The organism is Janibacter indicus, assembly GCF_900176385.1.
Classification (GTDB): Bacteria; Actinomycetota; Actinomycetes; order Actinomycetales; family Dermatophilaceae; genus Janibacter; species Janibacter indicus.
This window is the reverse complement of record NZ_FWXN01000004.1, coordinates 185898-210073: the sequence shown is the minus strand read 5'-3', so window position 1 is coordinate 210073 and position 24176 is coordinate 185898. Positions and strand designations below refer to the sequence as shown.

The 24176-nt window shown below is 72.7% G+C and carries 21 protein-coding genes; 14 read left to right on the top strand and 7 right to left on the bottom strand.

Translation table 11 applies throughout. The features are described 5' to 3' along the window. Positions 1–96: 96 nt before the first annotated feature. The gene (locus tag B9B60_RS06215) at positions 97–768 is read left to right on the top strand and encodes a Maf family protein (protein ID WP_370543534.1); all 672 of its coding nucleotides are present in this window, start codon (positions 97–99) and stop codon (positions 766–768) included. Here B9B60_RS06215 and B9B60_RS06210 read toward each other — a convergent pair. From B9B60_RS06210 to B9B60_RS06200, 3 genes are all read right to left on the bottom strand, one after another. Then, positions 753–1826 (bottom strand): S8 family serine peptidase, encoded by a 1074-nt coding sequence (locus tag B9B60_RS06210; RefSeq protein ID WP_084450326.1) that lies wholly within the window; start codon positions 1824–1826, stop codon positions 753–755. The genes B9B60_RS06215 and B9B60_RS06210 overlap by 16 nt on opposite strands. 114 nt (positions 1827–1940) lie before the next feature. Then, positions 1941–3503, bottom strand: coding sequence for an acyl-CoA carboxylase subunit beta (locus B9B60_RS06205; protein ID WP_084450325.1), 1563 nt, complete (start codon positions 3501–3503; stop codon positions 1941–1943). Next, positions 3500–4696, bottom strand: coding sequence for an acyl-CoA dehydrogenase family protein (locus B9B60_RS06200; RefSeq protein ID WP_084450324.1), 1197 nt, complete (start codon positions 4694–4696; stop codon positions 3500–3502). Before B9B60_RS06200 ends, B9B60_RS06205 begins: the two co-directional genes overlap by 4 nt. Positions 4697–4759: 63 nt before the next feature. Here B9B60_RS06200 and B9B60_RS06195 point away from each other — a divergent pair, with 63 nt between their 5' ends. The 3 genes from B9B60_RS06195 to B9B60_RS06185 all read left to right on the top strand — a co-directional run bounded on the left by B9B60_RS06195 (position 4760) and on the right by B9B60_RS06185 (position 6779). Further along, positions 4760–5137, top strand: coding sequence for a MerR family transcriptional regulator (locus B9B60_RS06195; protein WP_084450323.1), 378 nt, complete (start codon positions 4760–4762; stop codon positions 5135–5137). An 87-nt stretch (positions 5138–5224) separates the two neighbouring features. Further along, positions 5225–6016 carry a hypothetical protein gene (locus B9B60_RS06190; protein WP_084450322.1) on the top strand — a complete coding sequence of 264 codons (792 nt, stop codon included), beginning with the start codon at positions 5225–5227 and terminating at the stop codon, positions 6014–6016. Positions 6017–6023: 7 nt separating this feature from the next. Beyond that, on the top strand, positions 6024–6779 hold the full coding sequence (locus B9B60_RS06185; protein WP_200811167.1) for a class F sortase: 756 nt from the start codon (positions 6024–6026) through the stop codon (positions 6777–6779). A 51-nt stretch (positions 6780–6830) separates the two neighbouring features. Here the strand turns inward: B9B60_RS06185 and B9B60_RS06180 are convergent, their stop codons facing one another. Next, positions 6831–7751: a PfkB family carbohydrate kinase gene (locus B9B60_RS06180; RefSeq protein ID WP_084450321.1), complete on the bottom strand. Its 921-nt coding sequence runs from the start codon at positions 7749–7751 to the stop codon at positions 6831–6833. Position 7752: 1 nt separating this feature from the next. Further along, entirely contained in the window at positions 7753–8523 is a 771-nt protein-coding gene (locus B9B60_RS06175) for a TylF/MycF/NovP-related O-methyltransferase (RefSeq protein ID WP_084450320.1), read from the bottom strand. Between the two features lie 186 nt (positions 8524–8709). Between B9B60_RS06175 and B9B60_RS06170 the strand changes: the two genes are divergently transcribed. From B9B60_RS06170 to B9B60_RS06145, 6 genes are all read left to right on the top strand, one after another. Beyond that, the gene (locus B9B60_RS06170; protein WP_084450319.1) at positions 8710–9618 is read left to right on the top strand and encodes an AAA family ATPase; all 909 of its coding nucleotides are present in this window, start codon (positions 8710–8712) and stop codon (positions 9616–9618) included. Continuing rightward, complete coding sequence (locus B9B60_RS06165; protein WP_084450318.1) at positions 9605–11092, top strand: VWA domain-containing protein; 1488 nt, start codon at positions 9605–9607, stop codon at positions 11090–11092. The genes B9B60_RS06170 and B9B60_RS06165 overlap by 14 nt, the downstream gene beginning before the upstream one ends. Positions 11093–11331: 239 nt before the next feature. Beyond that, complete coding sequence (locus tag B9B60_RS06160) at positions 11332–12030, top strand: response regulator transcription factor (RefSeq protein ID WP_084450317.1); 699 nt, start codon at positions 11332–11334, stop codon at positions 12028–12030. Further along, a complete protein-coding gene (locus B9B60_RS06155) occupies positions 12027–14585 on the top strand; it encodes a DUF4153 domain-containing protein (protein ID WP_084450316.1) in 2559 nt (852 codons plus the stop codon). Before B9B60_RS06160 ends, B9B60_RS06155 begins: the two co-directional genes overlap by 4 nt. Positions 14586–14687: 102 nt before the next feature. Further along, the gene (locus tag B9B60_RS06150) at positions 14688–16451 is read left to right on the top strand and encodes an acetyl/propionyl/methylcrotonyl-CoA carboxylase subunit alpha (protein WP_084450315.1); all 1764 of its coding nucleotides are present in this window, start codon (positions 14688–14690) and stop codon (positions 16449–16451) included. After that, a complete protein-coding gene (locus B9B60_RS06145; RefSeq protein ID WP_084450314.1) occupies positions 16451–18433 on the top strand; it encodes an MFS transporter in 1983 nt (660 codons plus the stop codon). The genes B9B60_RS06150 and B9B60_RS06145 overlap by 1 nt, the downstream gene beginning before the upstream one ends. A 23-nt stretch (positions 18434–18456) precedes the next feature. On the opposite strand, the gene B9B60_RS06140 is transcribed toward B9B60_RS06145, so the two are convergent. Both B9B60_RS06140 and B9B60_RS06135 read right to left on the bottom strand, forming a co-directional pair. Next, positions 18457–18750, bottom strand: a complete 294-nt coding sequence (locus tag B9B60_RS06140) for an antitoxin (RefSeq protein ID WP_084450313.1) — start codon at positions 18748–18750, stop codon at positions 18457–18459. A gap of 79 nt (positions 18751–18829) precedes the next feature. Beyond that, positions 18830–20245: an NAD(P)H-quinone dehydrogenase gene (locus tag B9B60_RS06135; protein ID WP_084450312.1), complete on the bottom strand. Its 1416-nt coding sequence runs from the start codon at positions 20243–20245 to the stop codon at positions 18830–18832. Between the two features lie 25 nt (positions 20246–20270). On the opposite strand from B9B60_RS06135, the gene B9B60_RS06130 reads away from it, so the two are divergent. The 4 genes from B9B60_RS06130 to B9B60_RS06115 are packed head-to-tail and all read left to right on the top strand — an operon-like array spanning position 20271 to position 24173. After that, a complete protein-coding gene (locus B9B60_RS06130; protein ID WP_084450311.1) occupies positions 20271–21089 on the top strand; it encodes a purine-nucleoside phosphorylase in 819 nt (272 codons plus the stop codon). A 9-nt stretch (positions 21090–21098) separates the two neighbouring features. Beyond that, positions 21099–22865, top strand: coding sequence for a phospho-sugar mutase (locus tag B9B60_RS06125; protein WP_084450310.1), 1767 nt, complete (start codon positions 21099–21101; stop codon positions 22863–22865). A gap of 49 nt (positions 22866–22914) precedes the next feature. Then, positions 22915–23532, top strand: coding sequence for a uridine kinase family protein (locus tag B9B60_RS06120; protein ID WP_084450309.1), 618 nt, complete (start codon positions 22915–22917; stop codon positions 23530–23532). Between the two features lie 5 nt (positions 23533–23537). Then, positions 23538–24173: a YigZ family protein gene (locus B9B60_RS06115; RefSeq protein WP_084450308.1), complete on the top strand. Its 636-nt coding sequence runs from the start codon at positions 23538–23540 to the stop codon at positions 24171–24173. Positions 24174–24176: the final 3 nt, after the last annotated feature.

Below are 24176 nucleotides of genomic sequence, written 5' to 3'. Positions count from 1 at the left end.
GGTGTGGTGCTCCTGGGCCGGACGACGTCGTCTCAGTGGCGGTGGAAACCATAGTTCCCTACCGGTCACGTGCCCACAACCGGAGATGATGTGGTCGTGCACTCACTCGTCCTCGCCTCCGCCTCCCCCGCCCGCCTCGGTCTGCTGCGCGCCACCGGCATCGACCCCCGCGTCGTCGTCAGCGATGTCGACGAGAAGGCCGTCGAATCCGCTGCGCGGCAACGGGATCCGCAGCTGTCACCCGCTCAGCTCGCGCAGCTGCTGGCCGACGCGAAGGGCGCCGTCGTCGCCTCTCACCTGCGCGACGAGTCGGGAGGGACCGCGGCTGGCGAGGCGGACGCCGAGCAGCCCCGCTGGGTCCTCGCGTGCGACTCGGTCCTCGAGGTCGACGGGCAGGTCCACGGCAAGCCCGGCACGCCCGAGGTCGCCCGCGAGCGGTGGCAGCAGGTGCGTGGCCGCTCGGCGGTGCTGCACACCGGCCACCACCTCGTCGACCTGCGGGACGGCCGCACCGCCGGGGCTCCGGCGAGTGCGACCGTCCACTTCGCATCCGTGACCGACGCCGAGATCGACGGCTACGTCGCGACGGGCGAGCCGCTCCACGTGGCCGGCGGCTTCACCCTCGACGGGCTGGGCGCCCCCTTCGTCGAGTCGATCGAGGGCCACCCGAGCACCGTCATCGGTCTCTGCCTGCCGCTGCTGCGGCGCCTGCTCGCCGACCTCGGGGTCGACTGGTGGCAGGTCGCGTCCGCTCAGTCCCTGGGGTAGGCGACCGCGGCCTGCGCGTCGACGATGCCGCGGCCGTAGAGCGCGCTGTAGCCGCCGCGGGCGCCGAGCAGCGGGTGCCGCGAGGTCGACAGGATCGCCCGCTCGACGTTCGCCATGCTGCGGTCCTGGCCGAAGAGGATCGCAGCGACCCCGGCGACGTGCGGGGTGGCCATCGAGGTGCCGGCGAAGGCCGCGTAGTCCTTGCCCTCACCGCACTCGTCGGTGCCGGTGCCGCGCGGCACGGTCGAGAGGATGTCCTCGGAGCAGTCGCCGCCGAGGAGTCGGCCGGAGCCACCCGGCGCCGCGACGCCCTTGCCGCGGAAGGTCACGGGCAGCTCGGAGAAGTAGGACTTCATCTCGTTCTTGTCCGTGGCCCCGACGCAGATCGAGTCGCTGCTGAAGGCCGGGTCGTTGCACAGCAGGGTCGTGGTGTTGCCCGCCGCGGCGACCGTGAGGGTGCCCTTGTCGCGGGCGTACTGGATCGCGTCCTTCATCGTCGTGTCGAGACCGAGGATGGAGAAGATCTGGGTGCCCGGCAGGCCACCCAGGCTGAGGTTGATGACGTCGGCGCCGTGGTCGGCCGCGTAGCGGATGCCCTCGGCGATGTCCTCGTTGGTGCCCGACCCGTCCTCGAGGACCTTGATCGGCATGACCTTGGCGTCGGGAGCGACACCGGCGACGCCGATCCCGTTGTCAGCGGTGGCGGCGATGGTGCCCGCGACGTGGGTGCCGTGGACGTCGGGCTCCTGACCCTCGCCGTCCTGGCCCTTCCAGCTGCCGTCGCCGCACGAGCCCTTCTGCTCGCCGCAGACGAAGTCGGCGCCCGGCACGAGCCGGCCCTGCAGGTCGGGGTGACCGAGGTCGACACCGGTGTCGACGACGGCGACGACGGTGCCGGCACCGCGGCTGCTCGACCAGGCCTGCTCGGCGTGGACCTGGTCCAGCCCGTAGAGCTCGTCGCGCAGCGGGTCGTCGGTGGCGGCACCGGCCGAACCGGCGGTGACGACGAGGCCGACCGCGCAGGCAGCGGCGGCGAAGGGGGCGGTCCAGGTCTTCATCGAGGGGTCCTTCGTCAGGGAACGTTGGTTACCCAACGGTAACGACGAGGCGGCGCCCCCGCAGCGCGAGCGGGGTGGGAGACGGGTCACGCCCCCTTCGCCCTGCCTCGTCCGTCAGACCGGAGGGATCCCCCGACGACGCTCGGAGAAGCGGCGATCGCGACCGCGGGCGTGCCGCAGGCGGGCGAGCAGCTCCTCGCGCAAGGCCTCGGGCTCGATGACCTGGTCGATGACGAGGTCCGCGGCCAGCCGCTCGAGGTCGACGTCCTCGAGGTACTCGGCGCGACGCGCGGCGATGAACTCGTCACGAGCGGCCTCGCCTTCGTCGGCCTCGACCTGAGCGATCTTGTTGGCGTAGACGGCGTTGACCGCGGCCTCGGGACCCATGACGGCGATGCGCGCGGTGGGCAGCGCGATCGTCGCGTCGGGCGCGAAGCCCGGCCCGCCCATGGCGTAGAGACCGGCGCCGTAGGCCTTGCGGACCACGACGCAGAACTGCGGGACCGTGGCCGAGGCGACGGCCGAGACCATCTTGGCGCCGTGCCGGATGATGCCGCCGCGCTCGACCTCGGACCCGATCATGAAGCCCGGGACGTCGGCGAGGTAGATCAGGGGGATCGAGTAGGCATCGCAGAGCCAGATGAAGCGGGCGGCCTTGTCGGCGCTGTCGGTGAAGAGCACGCCGCCCTTGGCCATGGAGTTGTTGGCGACGATGCCGACGGTCTCCCCCGCCATCCGACCGAGGCCGACGACGAGCTCGGGGGCGAAGAGCTCCTTGACCTCGAAGAAGGAGTCGTCGTCGATGAGGCCGTCGATGACGTCGTGGACGTCGAAGGGCTGCGACTCGCGCTCGGGGATGGTCGCGGAGGTGAGCGCCGCAGCCGGCTGCTCCGGCTGGTACGAAGGGAGCTCGCTGCGCCAGTTCTGCGGCAGGTAGCTCAGCCACAGACGGGCCGCCTCGATCGCCTCCGTGTCGTCAGAGACGAGCACGTCGCCGACGCCGCTCACGGTGCAGTGCATGCGGGCCCCGCCCATCTCCTCGAGAGAGACCCGCTCGCCGACGACCATCTCGGCCATGCGGGGGCTGCCCAGGTACATCGAGGCATTGCCCTCGACCATGATGACGAGGTCGGTGAAGGAGGGGATGTAGGCGCCACCGGCCGCGCTCGGGCCGAAGAGGCAGCAGATCTGCGGGACCTTGCCCGACAGCGCGACCTGGTTGTGGAAGATGTGGCCGGCACCGCGACGACCGGGGAACATCTCGACCTGGTCGGTGATGCGCGCACCCGCGGAGTCGACGAGCCAGAAGACCGGCAGCTCCTCGCGCAGCGCGCTCTCGGTGGCGCGGACGATCTTCTCGACCGTGCGGGCGCCCCACGAGCCGGCCTTGACCGTCGGGTCGTTGGCGATGACGATGACCGGTCGCTCGTCGACGAGGCCGCGCCCGGTGACGACGCCGTCGGCCGGCAGGCCGGCGGCCAAGGCGTTGGCGTAGCGCCCGTCCTCGACGAAGCTGCCCTCGTCGACGAGCAGGGCGATGCGGTCGCGGACATAGAGTTTGCTCTGGGACTCGAGCTTCGCCGCGGCCTTGTCGGTCGGCCGCTCGGAGGCCTCGTGCGCCTCGCGGATGCGACGGCGGACGTCCTCGACCATGGGGTCCAGCGGGTAGCCGCTCATGCCGGCAGACCCAGGTGGCGGGCGATGACCATGCGCTGGACCTCGGAGGTGCCCTCGCCGATCTCGAGGATCTTGGCGTCGCGGTAGAAGCGCGCGACGGGGTACTCCTCCATGAAGCCGTTGCCGCCGAAGACCTGGGTGGCGATGCGGGTCGCGCTCACCGCGGCCTCGGAGGTGTAGAGCTTGGCGATCGACGCGGCCTTGGCGACCTCCTGGGTCGAGCGGCGACCGCGGTCGGCCTCGTCCTTGAGCCAGGCGGCCTTGTAGGTGAGCACGCGCGAGGTCTCGGCCATGACGGCGAGGTCGGAGACCTGGAAGCTCACGCCCTGGTTGACGCCGATCGGCCGACCGAAGGCGGTGCGGGTCTGTGCGTAGTCGGTGGCCAGCTCGAGCATGCGCTGGGTCAGGCCGGTCGCGAGCGCCGAGATCGCGATGCGGCCGTCGTCGAGCGTCTTGAGGAACTGGCGGAAGCCCTGCCCCTCGGCGCCGACGAGGTGGTCGGCGGGGACGCGGCAGCCCGAGAAGCTCAGGCCGTGGGTGTCGGAGATGTTCCACCCGAGCTTGTCGTAGGGCGCTTCGACGGTGAAGCCGGGGGTGCCGCTCGGGACGATGATCGCGGAGATCTGCGGGCGGCCCTCCGCGCTCGTGCCGGTGCGCGCGGTCACCGTGACGAGCGAGGTGATGTCGGTGCCAGAGTTCGTGATGAAGGACTTGGCGCCGTCGATGACCCACTCGTCGCCGTCGCGCTTCGCCGTCGTGCGGGTGCCGCCCGCGTCGGAGCCGGCGTCGGGCTCGGTGAGACCGAAGCCGGCGAGCGCGCGCCCGGCGACGAGGTCGGGGAGCCAGCGGTCGCGCTGCTCGTCGGACCCGTAGGTGAGGATCGGGTTGATGCCCAGGCCCACGCCCGCGGAGAGCGTGATGCCGATGGACTGGTCGATGCGGCCGAGTTCCTCGATCGCGACGCACAGCGCGGTGAAGTCGGACTGGACGACGCCGTCGACGGTCTCGGCGGACCCGCCCCAGCGCTCGGGGACGACGAGGCCGAAGAGGCCGAGGTCGCCCATGCGGCCGACGACCTCGAGCGGCAGGTGGTGGTCCTTGTCCCACTGGGCGACGTGCGGCTCGACCTCGCGCTCGGCGAAGTCGCGCACGCTCGCGCGGAAGTCCTCGTGGTCCTGGGAGAGCTCGAACATGACCTGTCTTCCTTGACGGCGGCTGCTTGACGTTGACGTCAACGTAAAGCATGATCTCGCTCCATGACAAGTGCCACCTGGACGATCCGCGAGATGGCGGACGAGTTCGGCGTGACGACCCGGACCATCCGGCACTACGAGGACCTCGGCCTGATCTCCCCCGAGCGGCAGGGCACGACGCGGATCTTCCACCGGCGCGACCGCACCCGGCTGAGCCTGGTGCTGCGGGGCAAGCGGCTGGGCTTCCCGCTCGACGAGATCGCGACGATCATCGACCTCTACGACGCCCCGCGGGGCCGCCGCAGCCAGTTGACCTACGTGCTCGCCCAGATCGACGAGCGGCGCGCCGACCTCGAGCAGCGCCGACGCGACCTCGACGAGGCACTGGCCGAGCTGGAGACCTTCGAGCAACGGTGTCGCGCCGAACTCGACGCCCGCTGACCCATCCGCTTCCCCCCTTCGCCCCGAACTCCCGGCACGAGGCCTCCGGTCATCCGAGATCGGCCGGCCACGACGAAGGAGTCAGGTATGCACACCCTCACCAAGGCCGCACTCGCCACCCCGGCCGCGTGCGCGATCCTCCTCGCGGGAGCCACCGGCGCCAGCGCCGACGAGAAGTGGACGATGAAGCTCACGGACACGATGGGCAACGACAGCGGGTCCTCGTCGACCGCACAGCTGTCGCTCGCCGGTGACCAGCTGACGATCGACATCACGGGCACGGGATTCACCCCCAACTCGCCCCACGCCCAGCACTTCCACGGCTCCTTCGACGAGAACAAGGACTTCACCTGTCCGACGTCGGCCGCCGACGCGGACGGCGACGGCCAGGTCAACACCGAGGAGGGCCTGCCCACCTATGGCGACATCATGATCTCGCTGACGACGAAGGGGGACACGAGCCCCGACAGCGGCCTCGCCGTCGACCGCATGCCAACCGCCGACGCGGACGGCAACCTGTCGTACTCGCGCACGATCACTCTGCCCGAGGGCGCGGGACCCAAGCTGAAGAACCTGCACATCGTGCAGCACGGCCTCGATGCCAACGGCAACGGCAAGTACGACCTCGATGCGCTCGGCGAGTCGAGCTTCGCGAAGTCCGTCGGGGTCGAGGGCATCCCGGAGGAGGCCACCAACCCGGCGACGTGCGGCACGGTCACCGGCGCGGCCGTCGGCGCTCCGCCCACGGGTGGCGTCGAGACGGGCGGCGGGAGCACCGAGGGTGTCGAGGCGAAGGGCGCCCTGGGCGCCGGCGCCTTCGCCATGGTCGGCGCCGTCGGTCTGCTCGCCTACCGCCGTCGCCTGACGCAGGAGAGCTGAGCCGGTCGTGCGAGAGCACACCCGGGGTCGCGACCGTCGCGCGCGGGGCGTGGCGGTCGCGGTCCTCGCCCTCGCCGTGGCGGGCACCGGCCTGACAGCCTTCGGCCTGTCGCAGCAGGAGACCCGCATGCCCCCGCCCGCCGCCATGTCCGAGGGCGGGCATGCCGGGCACGGCGGCTCGGCCACGGCGTCGGCCCCCTCAGGCAGCCCGACCTCCGGGTCCGGCCACGCCGGGCACCACACGGGCCCGGGCACGAGCAGCCCGACGAGCGCGGCCGCACCGGCCACGACCGAGCGGATGTCCCGCTCGCGGCCGACGTTGGTGTCCATCCCCTCGCTGGGGGTGACCAGCTCGGTCATCGACCTCGGCCGGCAGCCGGACGACACCATGGAGGTGCCCCAGGACGCCACGAGCACCGGGTGGTTCACCGGCAGCCCCACCCCCGGGGAGCTGGGCCCGTCCGTCCTCGCCGGTCACGTCACGTGGGACAAGAAGCCCGCGGTCTTCTTCGAGCTGGGCTCGATGCGCGACGGGCAGCGGGTCGAGGTCTCCCGCGCGGACGGGTCGACCGCGGTCTTCGAGGTGACCGACGTCGGTCAGTACCCCAAGACCGACTTCCCCACCGACAAGGTCTACGGCGAGGTCGACCACGCCGCCCTGCGGCTCATCACGTGTGGCGGCCACTTCGACGGCGAGACGGGGCGCCACGTCGACAACGTCGTCGTCTACGCGAAGCTGGTCGACGAGCGCCCCGCCGGCTGAGGAGGCCACCCGCGCGGGCGGCCCGCACCCCTCGATCGGCGTGCGCCCCGATCAACGTGCGGCGAGATAGGCGTCGATCTCGGCGGCCGTCGGGGCGGTCGTCGGACCCTTGCGGGTGACCTTGATGGCGCCCGCGGCATTGGCCCGGCGGCAGGCCTGCACCCAGTCGCTGCCCCGGGCCACCTCGGCGAGGAGCACGCCGGTGTGGGTGTCGCCGGCGCCGTTGGTGTCGACGGGCGTCTCGGGGAAGCCGGGGACGATCGTCGTCACCCCGTCGACCCGCACGGCGCACCCCCGGTCGCCGTCGCGGACGACGGCGACGGCACCCGGCTCCAGCAGTGCGGCGACGGCCTCGGCGGCCGGCCCCATCCCCTTCGCCCCACCGAAGTCCTCGGACTCCTCGGCATTGCCGGTCCAGACGTCGGTGAGCGCGACGACCCGGGAGCGAAGGGAGGGCTCCAGTTCCGCGAAGACGTCGCCGGGGTCGAGCACCACGACGACGCCCTCGGGCAGGGACTCCAGCCAGGCGACCAGCGGGTCCCGGGTGCGGCCGACGAGGCTGTAGCCGCTGACGCACACGAGGTCGCCGGCCACCGGGGCGCTCGTCGCGAGCGACTCGACGCTGATGTGCCGCTCGGCCTCCTGCGTCGTGACGAAGGTCCGCTCCGCGGAGGGCTCGACCATGACGATGCAGACGCCGGTGTCGAGGTCCTCGACGACGGGCGCCGACAGGACCACACCCTCGGCGGCGAGGGTCTCGCGCACGAGGTCGCCGTTGGGACCCCGCCCGTGGGCGCCAGCGTGGACGGCCTCGACACCCGAGCGCACCGCCGCGAGCAGGATCGTCACCGCTCCCCCGGCGTGGCGCGTGGCGACGTCGGCCATCACGTTGCCGCCGCGCCGCGGCAGGCCGGGCACCTCGGCGACGACGTCGACGAGCGCCTGTGCCGTGTGGATGACACGAGGGGCCACGTCAGGTCTCCCGGACCACGTGGACCTTGGCCCGGTGCTCGATGCGCCACCCGGGCCGGTCGGCGAAGTACTCGTCGGTGGCCGTGCGGGCACCGGACCAGTGGTAGTAGTCGTCGAGGACAATCCGGCCACCCGGCACGACCTGCGGGGCGACACGCTCCAGGCAGACCCGGGTCGAGGCGTACCAGTCACCGTCAAGATGAGCCAGCGCGACCGGGCCGTCGATGTGCACGGTGTCCTCGAAGAGACCACGCACGAGCTCGACCCCGCTCTCCCCCACCGGCACCCCGTGCCGCGCGAAGGACGCCGTGACCTCGCCGAGGAGGTCCTCGCGGTAGCCGTAATAGGTCTGCCCGCCGAGACCCGAGGACTCCCCGCGCCGGATCGCCTCGTAGCGGTCGTGGACGTCGCGACCGTCCTCCTGCGTGGGCGGTGGGATCATCCCGAAGACGTCGAAGACGCGCATCGGGCGTCCGCCCGCCCGAGCCGCGGCCATGACGATCGCGGAGCCACCGAGTGCTGTGCCGCACTCGACGACCACGCCCTCACGGCCGACCCGGTCCGCCTCGACGACGAGCTCGGCCAGGAGCCGCAGGTCGTCCTCACGCAGATAGGTCAGGTGCTCCTCGCGGACTGCGGCGATGACCTCCTCGACCCGCTGCGGCACCGTGATGTCGGCGAAGGGGTGCCGGGTGAAGTCGCGCAGCAGGTCCAGCTCCGCGCGCTGGGCCAGCATCCGGCTCTTGAATCGTCGGACCTGGTCGTCGGTCACGGTGGGGCTCCGTCCTGCCGAGGGTGCGAGGAATGTCGCCACCGTACCCACCGGGGAGCGCTCCCCATGCCCACCCGTCCCGGCACGCCGTAGGTTGGTCACTCGCCCGTGCCCGCTCTCTCCGCCGTGGTGAGTGCCACGCTATCCGGCGCGGGGCGGCCCGACCGGGTCCGGCAGACTGACGGCATGACGCACACCCCCCGGTTCGCCTCCGTCGACGACGTCACCGAGCGCCTCGCGGCGCACGGCTACCTCGCCTCCGACGAGATCGCGACGACGGTCTACCTCGCCGACCAGCTCGGCAAGCCGCTGCTCATCGAGGGGCCGGCGGGTGTCGGCAAGACCGCGCTGTCCGCGGCCGTGTCGGCCGCGACCGACGGCGAGCTCGTGCGTCTGCAGTGCTACGAGGGCGTCGACGAGGCGCGGGCGCTCTACGAGTGGAACCACGCCAAGCAGCTGCTGCGCATTACCGCGGCCGGCGCGCACCACGACGCCGCGGGCGCCGACGAGGCGGACTGGTCCTCGGTCAAGGAGGACATCTTCACCGACGAGTTCCTCCTCTCCCGGCCGCTGCTCACCGCGATCCGCAACGCGCACCCGACGGTGCTGCTCATCGACGAGCTCGACAAGGCCGACGTCGAGATCGAGGGCCTGCTGCTCGAGGTGCTCTCCGACTTCCAGGTGACCGTGCCCGAGCTCGGGACGATCAGGGCGAGCCAGACCCCCTTCGTCGTCCTGACCTCCAACGCGACCCGCGAGCTGTCCGAGGCCCTGCGCCGCCGCTGCCTCTACCTGCACATCGACTACCCCGAGGCCGACCTCGAGCTGCGCATCGTGCGCCTCACCGTGCCCGACCTCGACGAGACCCTCGCGGCCTCCGTGGTGCGGCTCGTCGGCGCGCTGCGCGAGATGCGGCTGCGCAAGTCGCCCTCCGTCGCCGAGACCATCGACTGGGCGCGCACCCTCGTCAGCCTCGGCACCGGCGGCGAGCTGCAGCCCGAGCTCGTCCGGGCGACCCTCGGCGTCGTCCTCAAGCACCGCGAGGACATCGAGCTCGCCGTGCAGACCCTGGACCTGGACCGTGCCCTCGCCTGACCCGCTCGGCGAGCGCCTCGTCGACCTGGCCCGGGCGCTGCGCCGGCACGGCGTGACGGTCGGGACCTCCGAGGTGGCCGACGCGGCCTCTGCCGCCACGACACTCGGCCTCGACGACCGCGAGCGCCTGCGCACCGGGCTCGCCGCGACGATGATGCGGCGGTCGGCGGACCGGGCGGTCTTCGACCAGCTCTTCGACATCCACTTCCCCCCGGCGGTGGGTCACCGCACGGGCGATGCGGCGCACCTGTCACCGACGGACACCGCGGGCGCCCGCGAGCGTGCCGCGGCCATCCGCGAGGAGCTCGTCGAGGCCCTCGCCCGCGGTGACCAGCAGGAGCTCGACCGCCTCGCGGCCCGCGCGGTGAGCGAGCTCGGCCGCCTGGCCAACGAGTCGTCGACCGGGGGCTGGTCGGCCAACCAGGCGATCGAGCGGCTCTCCCCGCAGACCGCGATCGCCGCTGCGCTGCAACGGGCTCGGGACGCCGGCGACGTCACCGGCGGGTCCGGCGAGGGCTCGGGCGGATCGGGCGAAGGGAGCGGCGGCGCCACCGGCAGCGGTGGCGGCGGCGCGGGCAGCGCGTGGCGGCCCGAGCAGCTCAGCGACCGCTACGACCGCGACGAGATCCGCCGCCGGGTGGGGGCCTTCCGGCGCAAGGTCGAGACCGAGTCGGCGCGGCGCAACGCCGAGGTCCGCGGACGCGACCGCATCTCCCGCTACGGCGTGCGAGACCCCTTGGAGCGCAAGGACTTCCTGCTCACCGGCAAGACCGAGGCGGCCGAGCTGCACGCGGTGATCGCGCCCCTGTCGCGCAAGCTCGCGGCCAAGCTCGCCGCCCGCCAGCGGCGGCAGTCGCGCGGCACCATCGACATCCGGCGCACCCTGCGCGCTGCGATGTCGACCGGGGGCGTGCCGGTGCGCCCGGCCTACAAGCGCCGCACCCGCAGCCGGGCCGACATCGTCCTGCTGTGCGACATGTCGGGGTCGGTGGCGGGCTTCTCGCGCTTCACGATGCTGCTGCTCCAGTCGCTCGCGGGGGTCTTCCGCCGGGTGCGGTTCATCGGCTTCGTCAACACGTGCGACGACATCACCGACCTGGTCCGCGAGGCGCAGGTCGGCGAGGACATCAGCGAGCGGGTGGCCCGCGAGGCGCAGATGACCCGCTGGCACGGGTCGAGCGACTACGGCGCGGCCTTCGAGGACGCGGTGGAGCACCACCTCGACGCCATCGGGCCGCGCTCGACGGTGCTGATCCTCGGTGACGCGCGGACCAACGGCACCGACCCGCGCATCGACCGCCTGCGCATCCTCGTCTCCCAGGCCCGCTACGCCGCCTGGCTCAACCCCGAGGCGGAGCGCATGTGGGACACCGGCGACTCCGTGGCCAGCCGCTACGGCGAGGTCGTCGACATGCACGAGGTGCGCAACATCGAGCAGCTGCGGCAGTTCGTCTCCCGCCTGCCGGTGGGCTGAAGCCACTCCCCCTTCGTCCGCATTGCCCTACGGCAATGCAACGTCTCGAGGTCAAGACACTGCATTGCCATAGGGCAATGCAACGTCTCGAGGTCAAGACACTGCATTGCCGTAGGGCAATGCAGTGTCCGGGTGTCGCCTGTCGCGTCCGGTCGTCTCCTCTCGGTTCGCCGAGATCTGCAGAGGATCTCCAGATCGCGCCCCGGGGATCCGCCGGTCCGGCTCCCTAGCCTGATCCCATGACCACCACCGCACACCGCGTGCTCGTCGTCGAGGACGACCCGACGATCAACCAGGCCCTGGCCGACCGCCTCGTGGCAGAGGGCTTCGAGGTGGTCCGGGCGCACGACGGCCCGGGGGCGGTCGCCGCCCACGCCGAGCATGACCCCGCGGTCGTCGTGCTCGACCTCATGCTGCCCGGGTACGACGGACTCGAGGTGTGCCGCCGGATCCAGGCCGACCGCCCGGTGCCGGTGCTCATGCTCACCGCCCGCGACGACGAGAGCGACATCATCGTCGGGCTCGGGGTCGGGGCCGATGACTACCTCACCAAGCCCTTCCGCATGCGCGAGGTCGTCGCCCGGGTCCGGGCCCTGCTGCGTCGCGTCGAGCGCGCCGCCGAGCTGGGTCGCCCCGACGAGACGATCACCCACCTCGACGGCCTGACGCTCGACGAACGCACCCGACGCTGCACGATCGACGGCCACGCCGTGCACCTCACGCCGACGGAGTTCGACCTGCTCGCGCTGCTGGTCCACGAGCCCGGCGCCGTGCTGCGGCGCGAGCGGATCGTCGCCGACCTGTGGGGATGGGACGACGGGCTCGGCCGCGGCAGCCTCGACAGCCACGTCAAGGCGCTGCGCGCCAAGGTCGGCGCCCACCGCATCCGCACCGTCCACGGCGTCGGCTACGCACTCGACGACGGGGCCGGGCGATGAGTCGCTCCGCTCCCCTGCTCGAGCTCACCTCGATCCGCACCCGGCTGGCCGTGCTCGTCGGCGCGAGCGTCGTCGTCGCAGCCGTCGTCGGGACGATCGGCACCGACGCCGGCGTCCCCCTGTGGCTCGGGCTGCCGGCGACCATCGGCCTCGCCCTCGTCGTGACCCGCTGGCTGGCGACCGGCATGACGACCCCACTCACCCAGATGACCGATGCCGCACGGCGGATGGCGAAGGGGGACTACGGCGCCCGGATCACGACGTCGAGCCAGGACGAGGTCGGCGAGCTGGCGCGTGCCTTCGCGAGCATGGCCGCCGAGCTGGAGCAGGGCGAGGAGCACCGGCGGCGTCTCGTCGCCACCGTCGCCCACGAGCTGCGCACGCCCCTGTCGGCCCAGCAGGCCCTGCTCGAGAACCTCGCCGACGGCGTCACCACCCCGGACGAGACGACCCTGCGGGCCGCCCTCGCGCAGTCCGAGCGCCTCGGCTCCCTGGTCACGGACCTGCTCGACCTCTCACGCCCCGACAGTCGTCAGATCCCCCTCTCCCCCAGTCGGATCCGCGTGGGTGAGCTGCTCGACGACGCCGTCGCCGAAGCATCGCTCCAAGGTCGCGACGTCACCCTCGTCGTCGACGTCGAGCCCACCGACCTCACCATCACGGGTGACCGCGACCGACTGGCCCAGGTGACCGCCAACCTCCTCGACAACGCCGTGCGACACAGTCCAGCCGGCGGCACCGTCACCCTCACCGCCCGCACCACCGACAACGCGTGGACCCTCACCGTCGCCGACGAGGGCCCCGGCCTGACCCCCGAGCGGGCCGAGCGGCTCTTCCACCGCTTCGGTCCCGGCGGGGACGAAGGGGGTGGCACCGGCCTCGGCCTGGCCATCGCCGCGTGGGTCGCCTCGATGCACGGCGGCACGATCCGCGCCCTGGACGCCGACGCCGGAGCCCGGCTCGAGCTCCACCTCCCGCTCACCCCGCCGACCTCCCCTTCGCCGGCACCGCTCACCACGACCACCACTCAGGAGCCCACGATGACTGCAGAATCCGCGCCCTCCCTTCGAGGCTCGGCCGCGAACGGCCTCGCACCTCTGGGAACGGGGCTCTCGTTGTCGCGGTGGTGGCCAGAGCGGGTCACGCAGGGGCAGCCGCGGCTGCTGCTCGCCGCCCTCGCCGTGGGGCTGCTCGCCGCGATCCTGTTGCCGGGCAACGCGATCGGGCTCGGGCTACTCGTCGTGCTCACCGCCGGTGGTGCAGCCCTCTGGCTCGCCTCGGCTCGGCGGGCGAGGCCGTGGTCGTGGGTCACCGCGGCCCTGGCCCTCCCCCTCGGCCTGACGACGATCCTGCGCGACGACCCGGTGATGAGCTTCTTCGCCGTCGCCGTCGCCGGGGTGCTCGCCGCCGCCGCGTGCACCGACGCGCGCACGGTCACCGGGATGATCGCCTCGGTCATCGCATGGCCGCTCTCGGCGCTGCGCGGGCTGCCGCTGCTCGACCGGACGATCCGCGTCCTCGCCCGCCGGGGCAGCGGTTGGTCCATCCTGCGCACGGCCGTCGTGAGCCTCGCCCTGCTGCTCGTCTTCGGCGGGCTGCTCGCCTCCGCCGACGCCGTCCTCGGCTCGTGGGCCGCGGCCCTCGTGCCCGACATCAGCGACATGGCGATCTTCCGCGTCTTCGTCCTCGTCTTCTTCGCCGGCGTCACGCTCGCCGGTCTCTACCTCGCGATCAACCCGCCGACCGTCGAGGGGGCCGGGCTGTCGCCGCGCATCCCGGAGCGCGAGTGGCAGGTGCCCCTCGGGGTCGTCATCGCGATCTTCGTCGCCTTCGTCGTCGCCCAGGCCGCGGCCGTCGTCGGCGGGCACGATTACGTCATGCGCACCGCCGGCGTCACCTACGCAGAGTCGGCCCGCCAGGGCTTCGGCCAGCTCACCCTCGCCACCGCGCTCGTCCTCCTGCTCGTCGCCGGGGTCCGCGCGCTCGGCCGCACCAGCACCGAGCGCGACCGCCGGGTCATGCGCGCCATGAACGCGGCCCTGTGCATCCTCACCCTGCTCGTCGTCGCCTCCGCGCTGCGCCGCATGGCCCTCTACCAGGAGGCCTACGGCTACACGACGCTGCGGGTCAACGCCGACCTCTTCGAGGTCTGGCTCGGGCTCGTCGTGCTCGCGGTGCTCGTCTCCCTCTTCACCCCCACCCGGCGCTGGCTCGGACGCACGGTGCTCGTCACCGCGACCGCCCTGACCATCGTCGGCACCGTCGGCAACACGAGCGCGTGGGTCGCCGACCGCAACATCGAGCGGTGGCAGGCCACGGGCAAGATCGACACCTGGTACCTCAGCAGCCTGCCCGCCGACGCCGTGCCGACCATCGAGTCGAGCGCCCTGCCCGCGCACATCAAGCAGTGCGCGCTGTCGATGCACCAGGTGTACGGCGCGGGCGATGAGGACACCCTCGCCGGGTGGAACCTCGCCCGCTCCCGCGCCGAGGAGATCCGGCAGCGCTACGACGACCCGACCGAGTGCACCGACTCCCGCGGCTGGTCGAGGTGACGGGCGCCCCCTTCGCCCCGGCAGGGGTGGGCGAAGGGGGTGTCCGGCGCCACGATGCGGGCGACCAGCGGGGGGCGACGGTCACGCAGTAGTCTGCGGCCCATGGCCATCAGCAAAGTCCTCATCGCGAACCGCGGCGAGATCGCCGTCCGCATTGCCCGTGCCTGCGCCGACGCAGGCATCGGCTCCGTCGCCGTCTACGCCGAGCCCGACCGTGACGCCCTGCACGTCAAGGTCGCCGACGAGGCGTACGCCCTCGGCGGGCAGACGCCGGCCGACAGCTACCTGCTCCAGGACAAGCTCCTGCAGGTCGCCAAGGACGCCGGCGCCGACGCGGTCCACCCGGGCTACGGCTTCCTCGCCGAAAATGCCGACTTCGCCCAGGCCGTCCTCGACGCCGGCCTGATCTGGATCGGCCCGAGCCCCCAGGCCATCGACGCGCTGGGTGACAAGGCCAAGGCCAAGCACATCGCCGTCAAGGCCAACGCGCCCCTGGCTCCCGGCACCAACGACCCGGTCAAGGACGCCGACGAGGTCGTCGCCCTCGCCGAGGAGTTCGGCCTGCCGATCGCCATCAAGGCCGTCTACGGCGGTGGCGGCCGCGGCCTCAAGGTCGCCTACACCATGGAGGAGATCCCCGAGCTCTACGAGTCGGCCGTCCGCGAGGCCGTCACGGCCTTCGGCCGCGGCGAGTGCCTCGTCGAGAAGTTCCTCGACAAGCCGCGCCACGTCGAGACCCAGTGCCTCGCCGACCAGCACGGCAACGTCGTCGTCGTCTCGACGCGTGACTGCTCGCTGCAGCGCCGCAACCAGAAGCTCGTCGAGGAGGCCCCCGCGCCCTTCCTCACCGAGGAGCAGCACGCCGAGCTCGTCCGCGCCTCCAAGGCGATCCTCAAGGAGGCCGGCTACGTCGGTGCCGGCACCTGCGAGTACCTGGTCGCCCAGGACGGCACCATCTCCTTCCTCGAGGTCAACACCCGCCTGCAGGTCGAGCACCCCGTGACCGAGGAGGTCACCGGCATCGACCTCGTCCGCGAGATGCTGCGCATCGCCGACGGAGAGGAGCTCGGCTACGACGACCCGATCGCCCGCGGCCACTCCTTCGAGTTCCGCATCAACGGCGAGGACGCCGGCCGCAACTTCATGCCGGCCCCCGGCACCGTGACCAAGATGCGCGTCCCCCACGGCCCCGGTGTCCGCTGGGACGCCGGCATCGAGGAGGGCGACACCGTCGCCGGGGCCTTCGACTCGATGATCGCCAAGCTCATCGTCACCGGCTCCACCCGCCAGCAGGCGCTCGAGCGCTCCCGTCGCGCCCTCGACGAGCTCGTCGTCGACGGCATGCCGACGGTCGTGCCCTTCCACCAGGCGATCGTCCGCGACCCGGCCTTCGCGCCCGAGGGTGACGCGCCCTTCTCCGTCTACACCCGGTGGATCGAGACCGAGTTCGACAACCAGATCGCCCCCTACGGCGGCGAGGTCGGTGAGGCGGCCGAGGACGACGGCGAGCGCCAGAAGATCACCGTCGAGGTCGGCGGCAAGCGCCTCGAGGTCGTCCTGCCCGGTGGCCTCTCGCTCGGTGGCGGCGGTGCCGCCAAGAAGAAGGCGCCGAAGCGCTCGGGCGGGGGTGGCGGCGGCGCCGCGGCCTCCGGCGACAGCCTCACCGCCCCGATGCAGGGCACGATCGTCAAGCTCGCCGTCGAGGAGGGCCAGGAGGTCGCCGAGGGTGACCTCGTCGTCGTCCTCGAGGCGATGAAGATGGAGCAGCCGATCAACGCCCACAAGGCCGGCACGATCACCGGCCTGCAGGCCGAGGTCGGGGCCACCGTGAGCAACGGCGCGGTCCTCGCCGAGATCAAGGACTGATGGGCGCCTCCCCCAGCAGCACCGACGCCGCCCCCGGCACGCCTTCCCGGCGTGCCGGGGGCGGCGTCGTCATCGCCGTCCTCGCCCTCTGCGGGACGATCGTCTCGCTCCAGCAGACGATGGTGCTGCCGCTCGTCCCCGAGCTGCCCGACCTCATCGGCACGAGCGCCGGCAACGCCTCGTGGCTGGTCACCGCGACCCTCGTCGCCGGCGCGGTCGCGACGCCGGTCATCTCCCGCATGGCCGACATGTACGGCAAGCGGCGGATGATCCTCGTAACCCTGGCCATCGTCGCGCTCGGTGCCCTCGTCGGGGCCTTCGCCCCCTCCCTGCCGTTCCTCATCCTCGCCCGCGCCCTGCAGGGCATGGGCATGGCACTCGTGCCGGTCGGCATCGCGACGATGCGCGACGAGCTCGATCCCGAGCAGGTGCCGCTCGCCGTCGCCCTGATGAGTGCCACCCTCGCGATCGGGGCCGGGGTGGGGCTGCCGCTCGGTGGCTACCTCGCCGAGGCCTTCGACTGGCACATCGTGCTGTGGCTGCCCGGCGTCCTCGCCCTGCTGATGATCGCGCTCGTCCTCCTCACGGTCTCGGAGTCGAGCGTGCGCACCGCGGGCGCCTTCGACGTGCGTGGTGCGGTCCTGCTCAGCCTGGCGCTCGTGCTGCTGCTCCTCGCGGTCTCCAAGGGCAGCGACTGGGGCTGGCTCGACGTGCGCACGCTCGGCTGCTTCGCCGCGGGCCTGCTGCTGTTCGGCCTCTTCGTCCCGCTCGAGCTGCGCATCCCCAACCCGCTCGTCGACATCCGCACCGCTTCGCAGCCGGTCGTCATCGCGGCCAACACGATCTCGGTCTTCATGGGCTTCGCGATGTTCGTCAACATGCTCGTGTCGACCCAGCTGCTGCAGACGCCGAAGGAGACCGGCTACGGGCTGGGGCTCGACGCGCTGCACGCCGGCCTGTGGATGGCACCCTCCGCCGTGGCCTTCGGCCTGCTCGCGCCGCTCTCAGGCTGGGTGACCCGCCGCTTCGGGCCCGAGATGGCGATCGGTGCGGGCGCGGCGATCATGGCGATCTCCTACCTCGCCCGCATCCCCTTCAGCCACTCGATCGGTCTCGTCGTGCTCGGCACGATCACCGTGACCATCGGGACCGCGCTGGCCTACTCGGCGCTGCCGACGCTCATCATGCGCTCGGTGCCCGTCACCGAGACGGCGGCGGCCAACGGCCTCAACACGCTGCTGCGCTCGGTCGGCACGTCGACGGCGAGTGCCGTGACCACCGCTGTGCTCGCGGCGACGATCACGGCCAGCGGGTTTCCCACCTACACCGGCATGGCCACTGTCTTCGGTCTCGCGACGGCCGCCTCGCTCATCAGCCTCGGGCTGATCCTGCCCTTCCTGCGGCAGCGCTCCGCCGAGGTCCCGGCCCGACCCGACGTCGAGGAGCAGAAGGCCGACCACGTCGTCCACGGCCGGATCACCGACGCCGCGGGGCAGCCGCTCCCCGGGGCCGTCGTCACGGTGCTCGGCGGCCAGGGCTCGCACGTCGACTGGTCGCACACCGACTCGGCCGGTGACTACTCGGTGGCGACGGGCGGCCCGATCAAGCACCTCTTCGTCGTCACCGCCCCGGGCTGGGAACCCGTGAGCGCCTACGTCGACCTGGAGCGGGGCCCGCAGGTGCCGCCTCTGGTGCTGCGCGACCGGATGAGCGTCTCGGGCACCGTGATCGGTGTCGACGGGCAGCCCGCGGCGGACGTCTCCGTCGTCGTCACCCGCCGGTCTGGTGGGTCGGTCGACTGGATGCGTACCGGCCCCGACGGGCGCTACGAGCTGCCGGTGCCCAAGGAGGGCACCTATGTCGTCACGGCCGTCGACCGGGCCACGAGCGCCATCGTCACGCGGACCGTCGTGCTCGGTGGATCCGCCGTGCGCACCGACCTGCAGCTGCAGGCGGCAACGGTGACCGCGCCGGCCGACTGACCGCGGCCGGCGCGCCCGCCGGATCAGCCGGGCAGGGCCCCGCCGCCGGTCGAGGAGTCGCCCTGCGGCTCCGGGTCCGCCTTGGGGCTGGCGTCGCCCTCGGGCTCCGCCTTCTTCTCCTCCGGCAGGCCGAGCTTGTCCTCGACGAAGTCACCGGCCTTGTCGATGATCGACCTGAACTTGCCGCCGGTGCGCTTGTCGACGGCCTCCTGGACCTTGTCGATCGCACCGCGCGCCTGGTCCGGGTGGTCCCGGGCCGCGTCGCGTGCCTTGTCGACGTACTCGCCGCCGTTGAACTGCTGCGGGCTGTTGCTCATCCTCGGCTCCTTGGTCGCGGGCCGCGGGTCGGCCCCTTCGACCCTAGCGGCGGCAGCGCGCCGGCGCGCCGGCCTGCGCTCACTCCCCGTGGAGGGGGTGCAGGCGGCGGGCCGCCTCGGCAATGGTGCCGGTGAGCGAGGGGTAGACGGTGAAGGTCGAGGCGACCTGGTCAACGGACAACCGGTTGGCCACGGCCAGGGCCACCGGGAAGATCAGCTCGGACGCCCGCGGCGCGACGACGACACCGCCGAGCAGCGTGCCGGTCCCCCGGTAGGCGAAGAGCTTGACGAAGCCCTCCTCGATGCCGAGCATCTTCGCCCGCGGGTTGCGCGAGAGCGGCATCATCACGGCCTCAACGTCGGAGTTGTCCGCGGCGTCGGCGGCGCTCATGCCGACCGTGGCGATCTCGGGGTCGGTGAAAACATTGGCCGACACCGCCGAGAGACGAAGGGGGGTCACCGCGTCACCCAGCGCGTGCGCCATGGCCGTGCGGCCCTGCATCGCCGCGACCGACGCGAGCGCGAAGACGCCGGTGCAGTCGCCGGCGGCGTAGACGCCGCGGGCCGAGGTCCGCGAGACGCGGTCGGTGACGATGTGGCCGGACTCGCTGAGCTCGACGCCGACCTCTTCGAGGCCGATCTCGCGGGTGTTGGGCACGGCACCCACGGCGATGAGCACGTGGCTGCCCTCGACCTCGCGGCCGTCCTCGAGGGTGACGACGACACCGTCGCCACGCCGCTCGGCCGACGCCATGCGCGAGCGGTTGAGCACGGTCATGCCCCGTCGGCGGAAGACGTCCTCGATGACGGCAGCAGCGTCCTGGTCCTCGCCCGGCAGCACGAGATCGCGCGAGGAGATGAGCGTGACGTCGGTGCCCAGGCCGAGGTAGGCCTGCGCGAGCTCGGCGCCGGTGACGCCGGAGCCGACGACGATGAGCTTGTCGGGGATCTCGGGCAGCTCGTAGATCTGCTGCCAGGTGAGGATCCGCTCGCCGTCGGGCTGCGCGCTCGGCAGGACCCGCGGCGTGGCGCCCGTGCTCAGCAGCACGACGTCGGCGCTGATCGTCTCGGTCGCGCCGTCGGCGCCCTCGACGACGACCTCGCTCGGCGAGGCGAGTCGGCCGGTGCCGGACACCACCCGCACCCCGACCTCCTGCAGCCGAGCGGTGATGTCGGCGGACTGCGCCGCCGCGAGGTTGAGCACGCGGCGGTTAATCGCGTCGAGCTCGGCGACCGTCTCGGTCGCGACGTCACCCTCGTGGTCCTCGAGGTGCACCCCGAGCTCGGAGGCCGTCTCGAAGCCACCGAGGTAGTCGGCCGTCGCGATGAGGGTCTTGCTCGGGACGCAGTCGGTGAGGACCGCGGCCCCGCCGATGCCGTCCCGGTCGACGACGGTGACCGACGCCCCCAGGTGCGCGGCCACGAGGGCCGCCTCGTAGCCGCCCGGGCCGCCGCCGAGGATCACAACAGAGTTCGTTCGAGTCACGCCTCCCATCCAACCACCCTTGTAGATTGCGCCTGTGACCCAGACCGCTGACACCCAGGACCCCTTCGTCCTCGCCCACGACGCGGCGGCCGTCATCGCCGAGCGCACCGGCGTGGCGACCCACGACGTTGCCCTCGTCCTCGGCTCCGGCTGGGGCCAGACCGCAGACCGGGTCGGCCGCACCGTCGCCACCGTCGAGCAGGCCGAGGTGCCGGGCTTCACCGCCGCGGCCGTCGCCGGCCACTCCGGGCAGCTGCGCTCCGTCGAGATCGCCGACACCGGCCGGCGGGCGCTGGTCTTCGGCACCCGCACGCACTTCTACGAGGGCCGCGGCGTGCGCGCCGTCGTCCACGCGGTGCGCACCGCCGCCGCGGCCGGGTGCCGCGCGATCGTGCTGACCAACGGCTGCGGCGGGCTGCGGCCCGAGTGGGGCCCGGGCACCCCGGTCCTCATCAGCGACCACATCAACCTCACCGCGACCTCGCCGGTCGAGGGCGCCAACTTCGTCGACCTCACCGACCTCTACTCCCCCCGCCTCCGCGAGCTGGCCCGCGAGGTCGACCCCGACCTCGACGAGGGCGTCTACGCGCAGTTCCGCGGGCCGCACTACGAGACCCCCGCGGAGGTGCGCATGGCCGGGGTCCTCGGCGCCGACCTCGTCGGCATGTCGACGACGCTCGAGGCGATCGCCGCGCGCGAGGCCGGCCTCGAGGTCCTCGGGGTCTCGCTCGTCACCAATGCCGCCGCCGGCATCAGCGAGACTCCCCTGGCGCACGACGAGGTCGTCGCCGCCGGCCAGGCCGCCGCCGAGCGCTGCGGCACGCTCCTCGCCAGCATCGTCGCCCGGATCTGAGGCCCCCCCATGAGCTACACCTCCCGCCACGCCGCCGACGTCCCCGACGACCTGCTCGTCGCAGCGCGCGAGTGGGCCGCCGACGACCCCGACCCCGTGACCCGCGACGAGCTGCTGGCGATCGTGGCCGCTGCCGAAGGCGCCGTCCTGAGGCGCGACGAAGGAGCCACGAAGGGGGGTGACCCGGCCGCCGTCGCCGACCTCGCCGACCGCTTCACCGGGCTGCTCCAGTTCGGCACCGCCGGCCTGCGCGGCGCCCTCGGCGCCGGCCCCCACCGGATGAACCGCGCCGTCGTCATCCGCGCCGCCGCCGGGCTCGTGGCCCACCTGCAGGAGGCGAGCGCTTCTCCCCTTCGAGGCGACTCCGTCGCACCTCAGGACGGCGCCTTCGTCGTCATCGGGCGCGACGCGAGGTACAACTCCGATGCCTTCGCCATCGACACGGCCGCGGTCGTCACCGCCGCCGGCGGGCGGGCGGCGCTGCTGCCGGAGCCGCTGCCGACGCCGGTGCTGGCCTTCGCCATCCGGCACCTCGGCGCCGACGCGGGCGTCATGGTCACCGCCAGCCACAACCCGCCGCAGGACAACGGCTACAAGGTCTACCTCGGCGACGGCAGCCAGATCGTGCCGCCGAGCGACGCGCAGATCGCCGCCCAGATCGACCGGGTCGCGAGCGTCGCATCGGTCCCGCGGGCCGAGTCGGGCTGGGAGGTGCTCGGCGACGAGCTGCTCGAGGCCTACCTCGACGCCGTCTCCGGGGTCGTCGGCCTCGACACGCCCCGCGACCTGCGGGTGCTGCACACCTCGCTCCACGGCGTCGGCGACACGACGGTGCGCCGGGCCTTCGAGCGGGCCGGCTTCGCCGCCCCCGAGACGGTCGGCTCGCAGGCCGAGCCCGACCCCGACTTCCCGACGGTGACCTTCCCCAACCCCGAGGAGGACGGCGCCCTCGACGCGGCCCTGGCCGCGGCCCGCGAGAGCGGCCCGGACCTCGTCATCGCCAACGACCCCGACGCCGACCGCTGCGCCGTCGCCGTGCCCGACGGCGACGTCGACGGCGGCTGGCGCCTCCTGCGCGGCGACGAGCTCGGCGCGCTCCTCGCCTCGCACCTGATCATGCGCGGCGTCCCCGAAGGACGCCGGATGGCCAACTCCATCGTCAGCTCGCGGCTGCTCGCCGCGATGTGCCGGCTGTCGGGGGTGGCGCACGAGGAGACCCTCACCGGCTTCAAGTGGATCGCCCGCGTCGACGACCTGCACTACGGCTACGAGGAGGCGCTCGGCTACTGCGTCGCCCCCGACCTCGTGCGTGACAAGGACGGCGTCTCCGCGGCGCTGCTCATCGCCGAGCTCGCCGCGATCCTCAAGGCCGAGGGCCGGACCCTGCTCGACGTGCTCGACGACCTGCACCGCCAGCTCGGCGTGCACGCCACCGACGCCTTCTCCATCCGGGTCGAGGACCTCGCCGACATCGGGCGGATCATGGCCCGGCTGCGCGAGACACCGCCCGCCGAGGTCGCCGGCTCTCCCGTCGCGAGCGCCGAGGACCTCTCGGCCGGCGCCGGTGGACTGCCGCCGACCGACGGGCTGCGCTACCTGCTCGACGACGACTCCCGGATCATCGTGCGTCCCTCCGGCACCGAGCCCAAGCTCAAGGTCTACCTCGAGGCGATCGAGCCGGTCGCCGACCAGGACGACCTGGGGCCGGCACGGGACCGGGCCGCCGAGCGGCTCGGTCGGGTGCGCGCGGCAATGGAGTCGCTCACGGCGCTCTAGGGTCTCGAGGCTCGTTCCTCGCACCTCGACCCACGTATTGTTGGCTCTCGTGCCGACGCCAGCCCAGCCCCCTTCGACCGGACGTGTCGTCGTCCTCGCCGGGCCGAGTGGCTCCGGCAAGTCCCGTCTCGCCGCCCGCCTGCATCGTGACCACGGGTGGCCGGTCGTGCGGCTCGACGACTTCTACAAGGACCTCGACGCCCCCGACCTGCCCCGCAGCGAGGAGCTCGGCATGGTCGACTGGGACCACCCCGACAGCTGGGACGAGCCGGCGGCCGTCGCCGCGATGAGCGCCCTCCTGGCGACCGGGACGGCGGCGATGCCGATCTACGACATCAGCGTCTCGCGGGCCACGGGCGAGCACACCGTGACGGCGCGACCCGACGACCTCGTCGTCGCGGAGGGCATCTTCGCGGCCGAGGCGATCCCCGCCCTGCGCGAGGCCGGGCTGCTCCACTCCGCCTGGTGCATACGCCACCACCGGCTCAAGACCTTCGTACTGCGGCTGGCCCGCGACCTCAAGGAGCGCCGCAAGCCGCCGCTCACCCTCGTCCGCCGCGGTCTGGTCCTCATGCGGGACGAGCCGCGCGTCGTCGCCCGGCACGTCGAGCTCGGCGCGCGCTGCGCCACCCCCACGCAGGCCGAGCGCGAGCTCGCCGGCGCCTGAGTGCCGTGGGCCCGACGTCGTACCGCACCATCGCCCGTGACGGCGAGGTCGAGCTCGAGGTCAAGCGGTCACGCTTCCGGTGCACCCTCGAGCGAGTCGAGGACGAAGGGAGTGCCCGGGCCGTCGTCGAGCGCCTGCGCAAGCAGCACTGGGACGCCCGGCACCACTGCTCCGCCTTCGTCCTGGGTCCCGACGCGGGGGTGACCCGCTCCTCCGACGACGGCGAACCCTCCGGCACGGCCGGAGCCCCGATGCTCGAGGTCCTCACCGGGCACGAGGTGAGCGATGTCGTCGCGGTCGTCACCCGCTGGTTCGGCGGGGTGCTGCTCGGCACGGGTGGGCTCGTGCGCGCCTACGGCGACGCGGTGCGGGCCGGGCTCGACGAGGTCGGTGTGCTGCGCCGTGAGCTCGTCGTCGAGCACGCGCTGACCGTCTCGCACGTCGAGGCCGGGCGGGTCGACAACGAGCTACGCTCACGAGGCGTGCACGTCGTCGACGCCGACTACGCCGCCGAGGTCACCCTGACGCTCGGGGTCCCGGCCACAGAAGTCGCCGCCCTGGGCCCCCTCGTGGCCGAGCTGACCGCCGGCTCCGGGCGGCTGCGCGAGGTGGGGTCGCGCTGGGTCGACGCCCTAGGCTGAGGG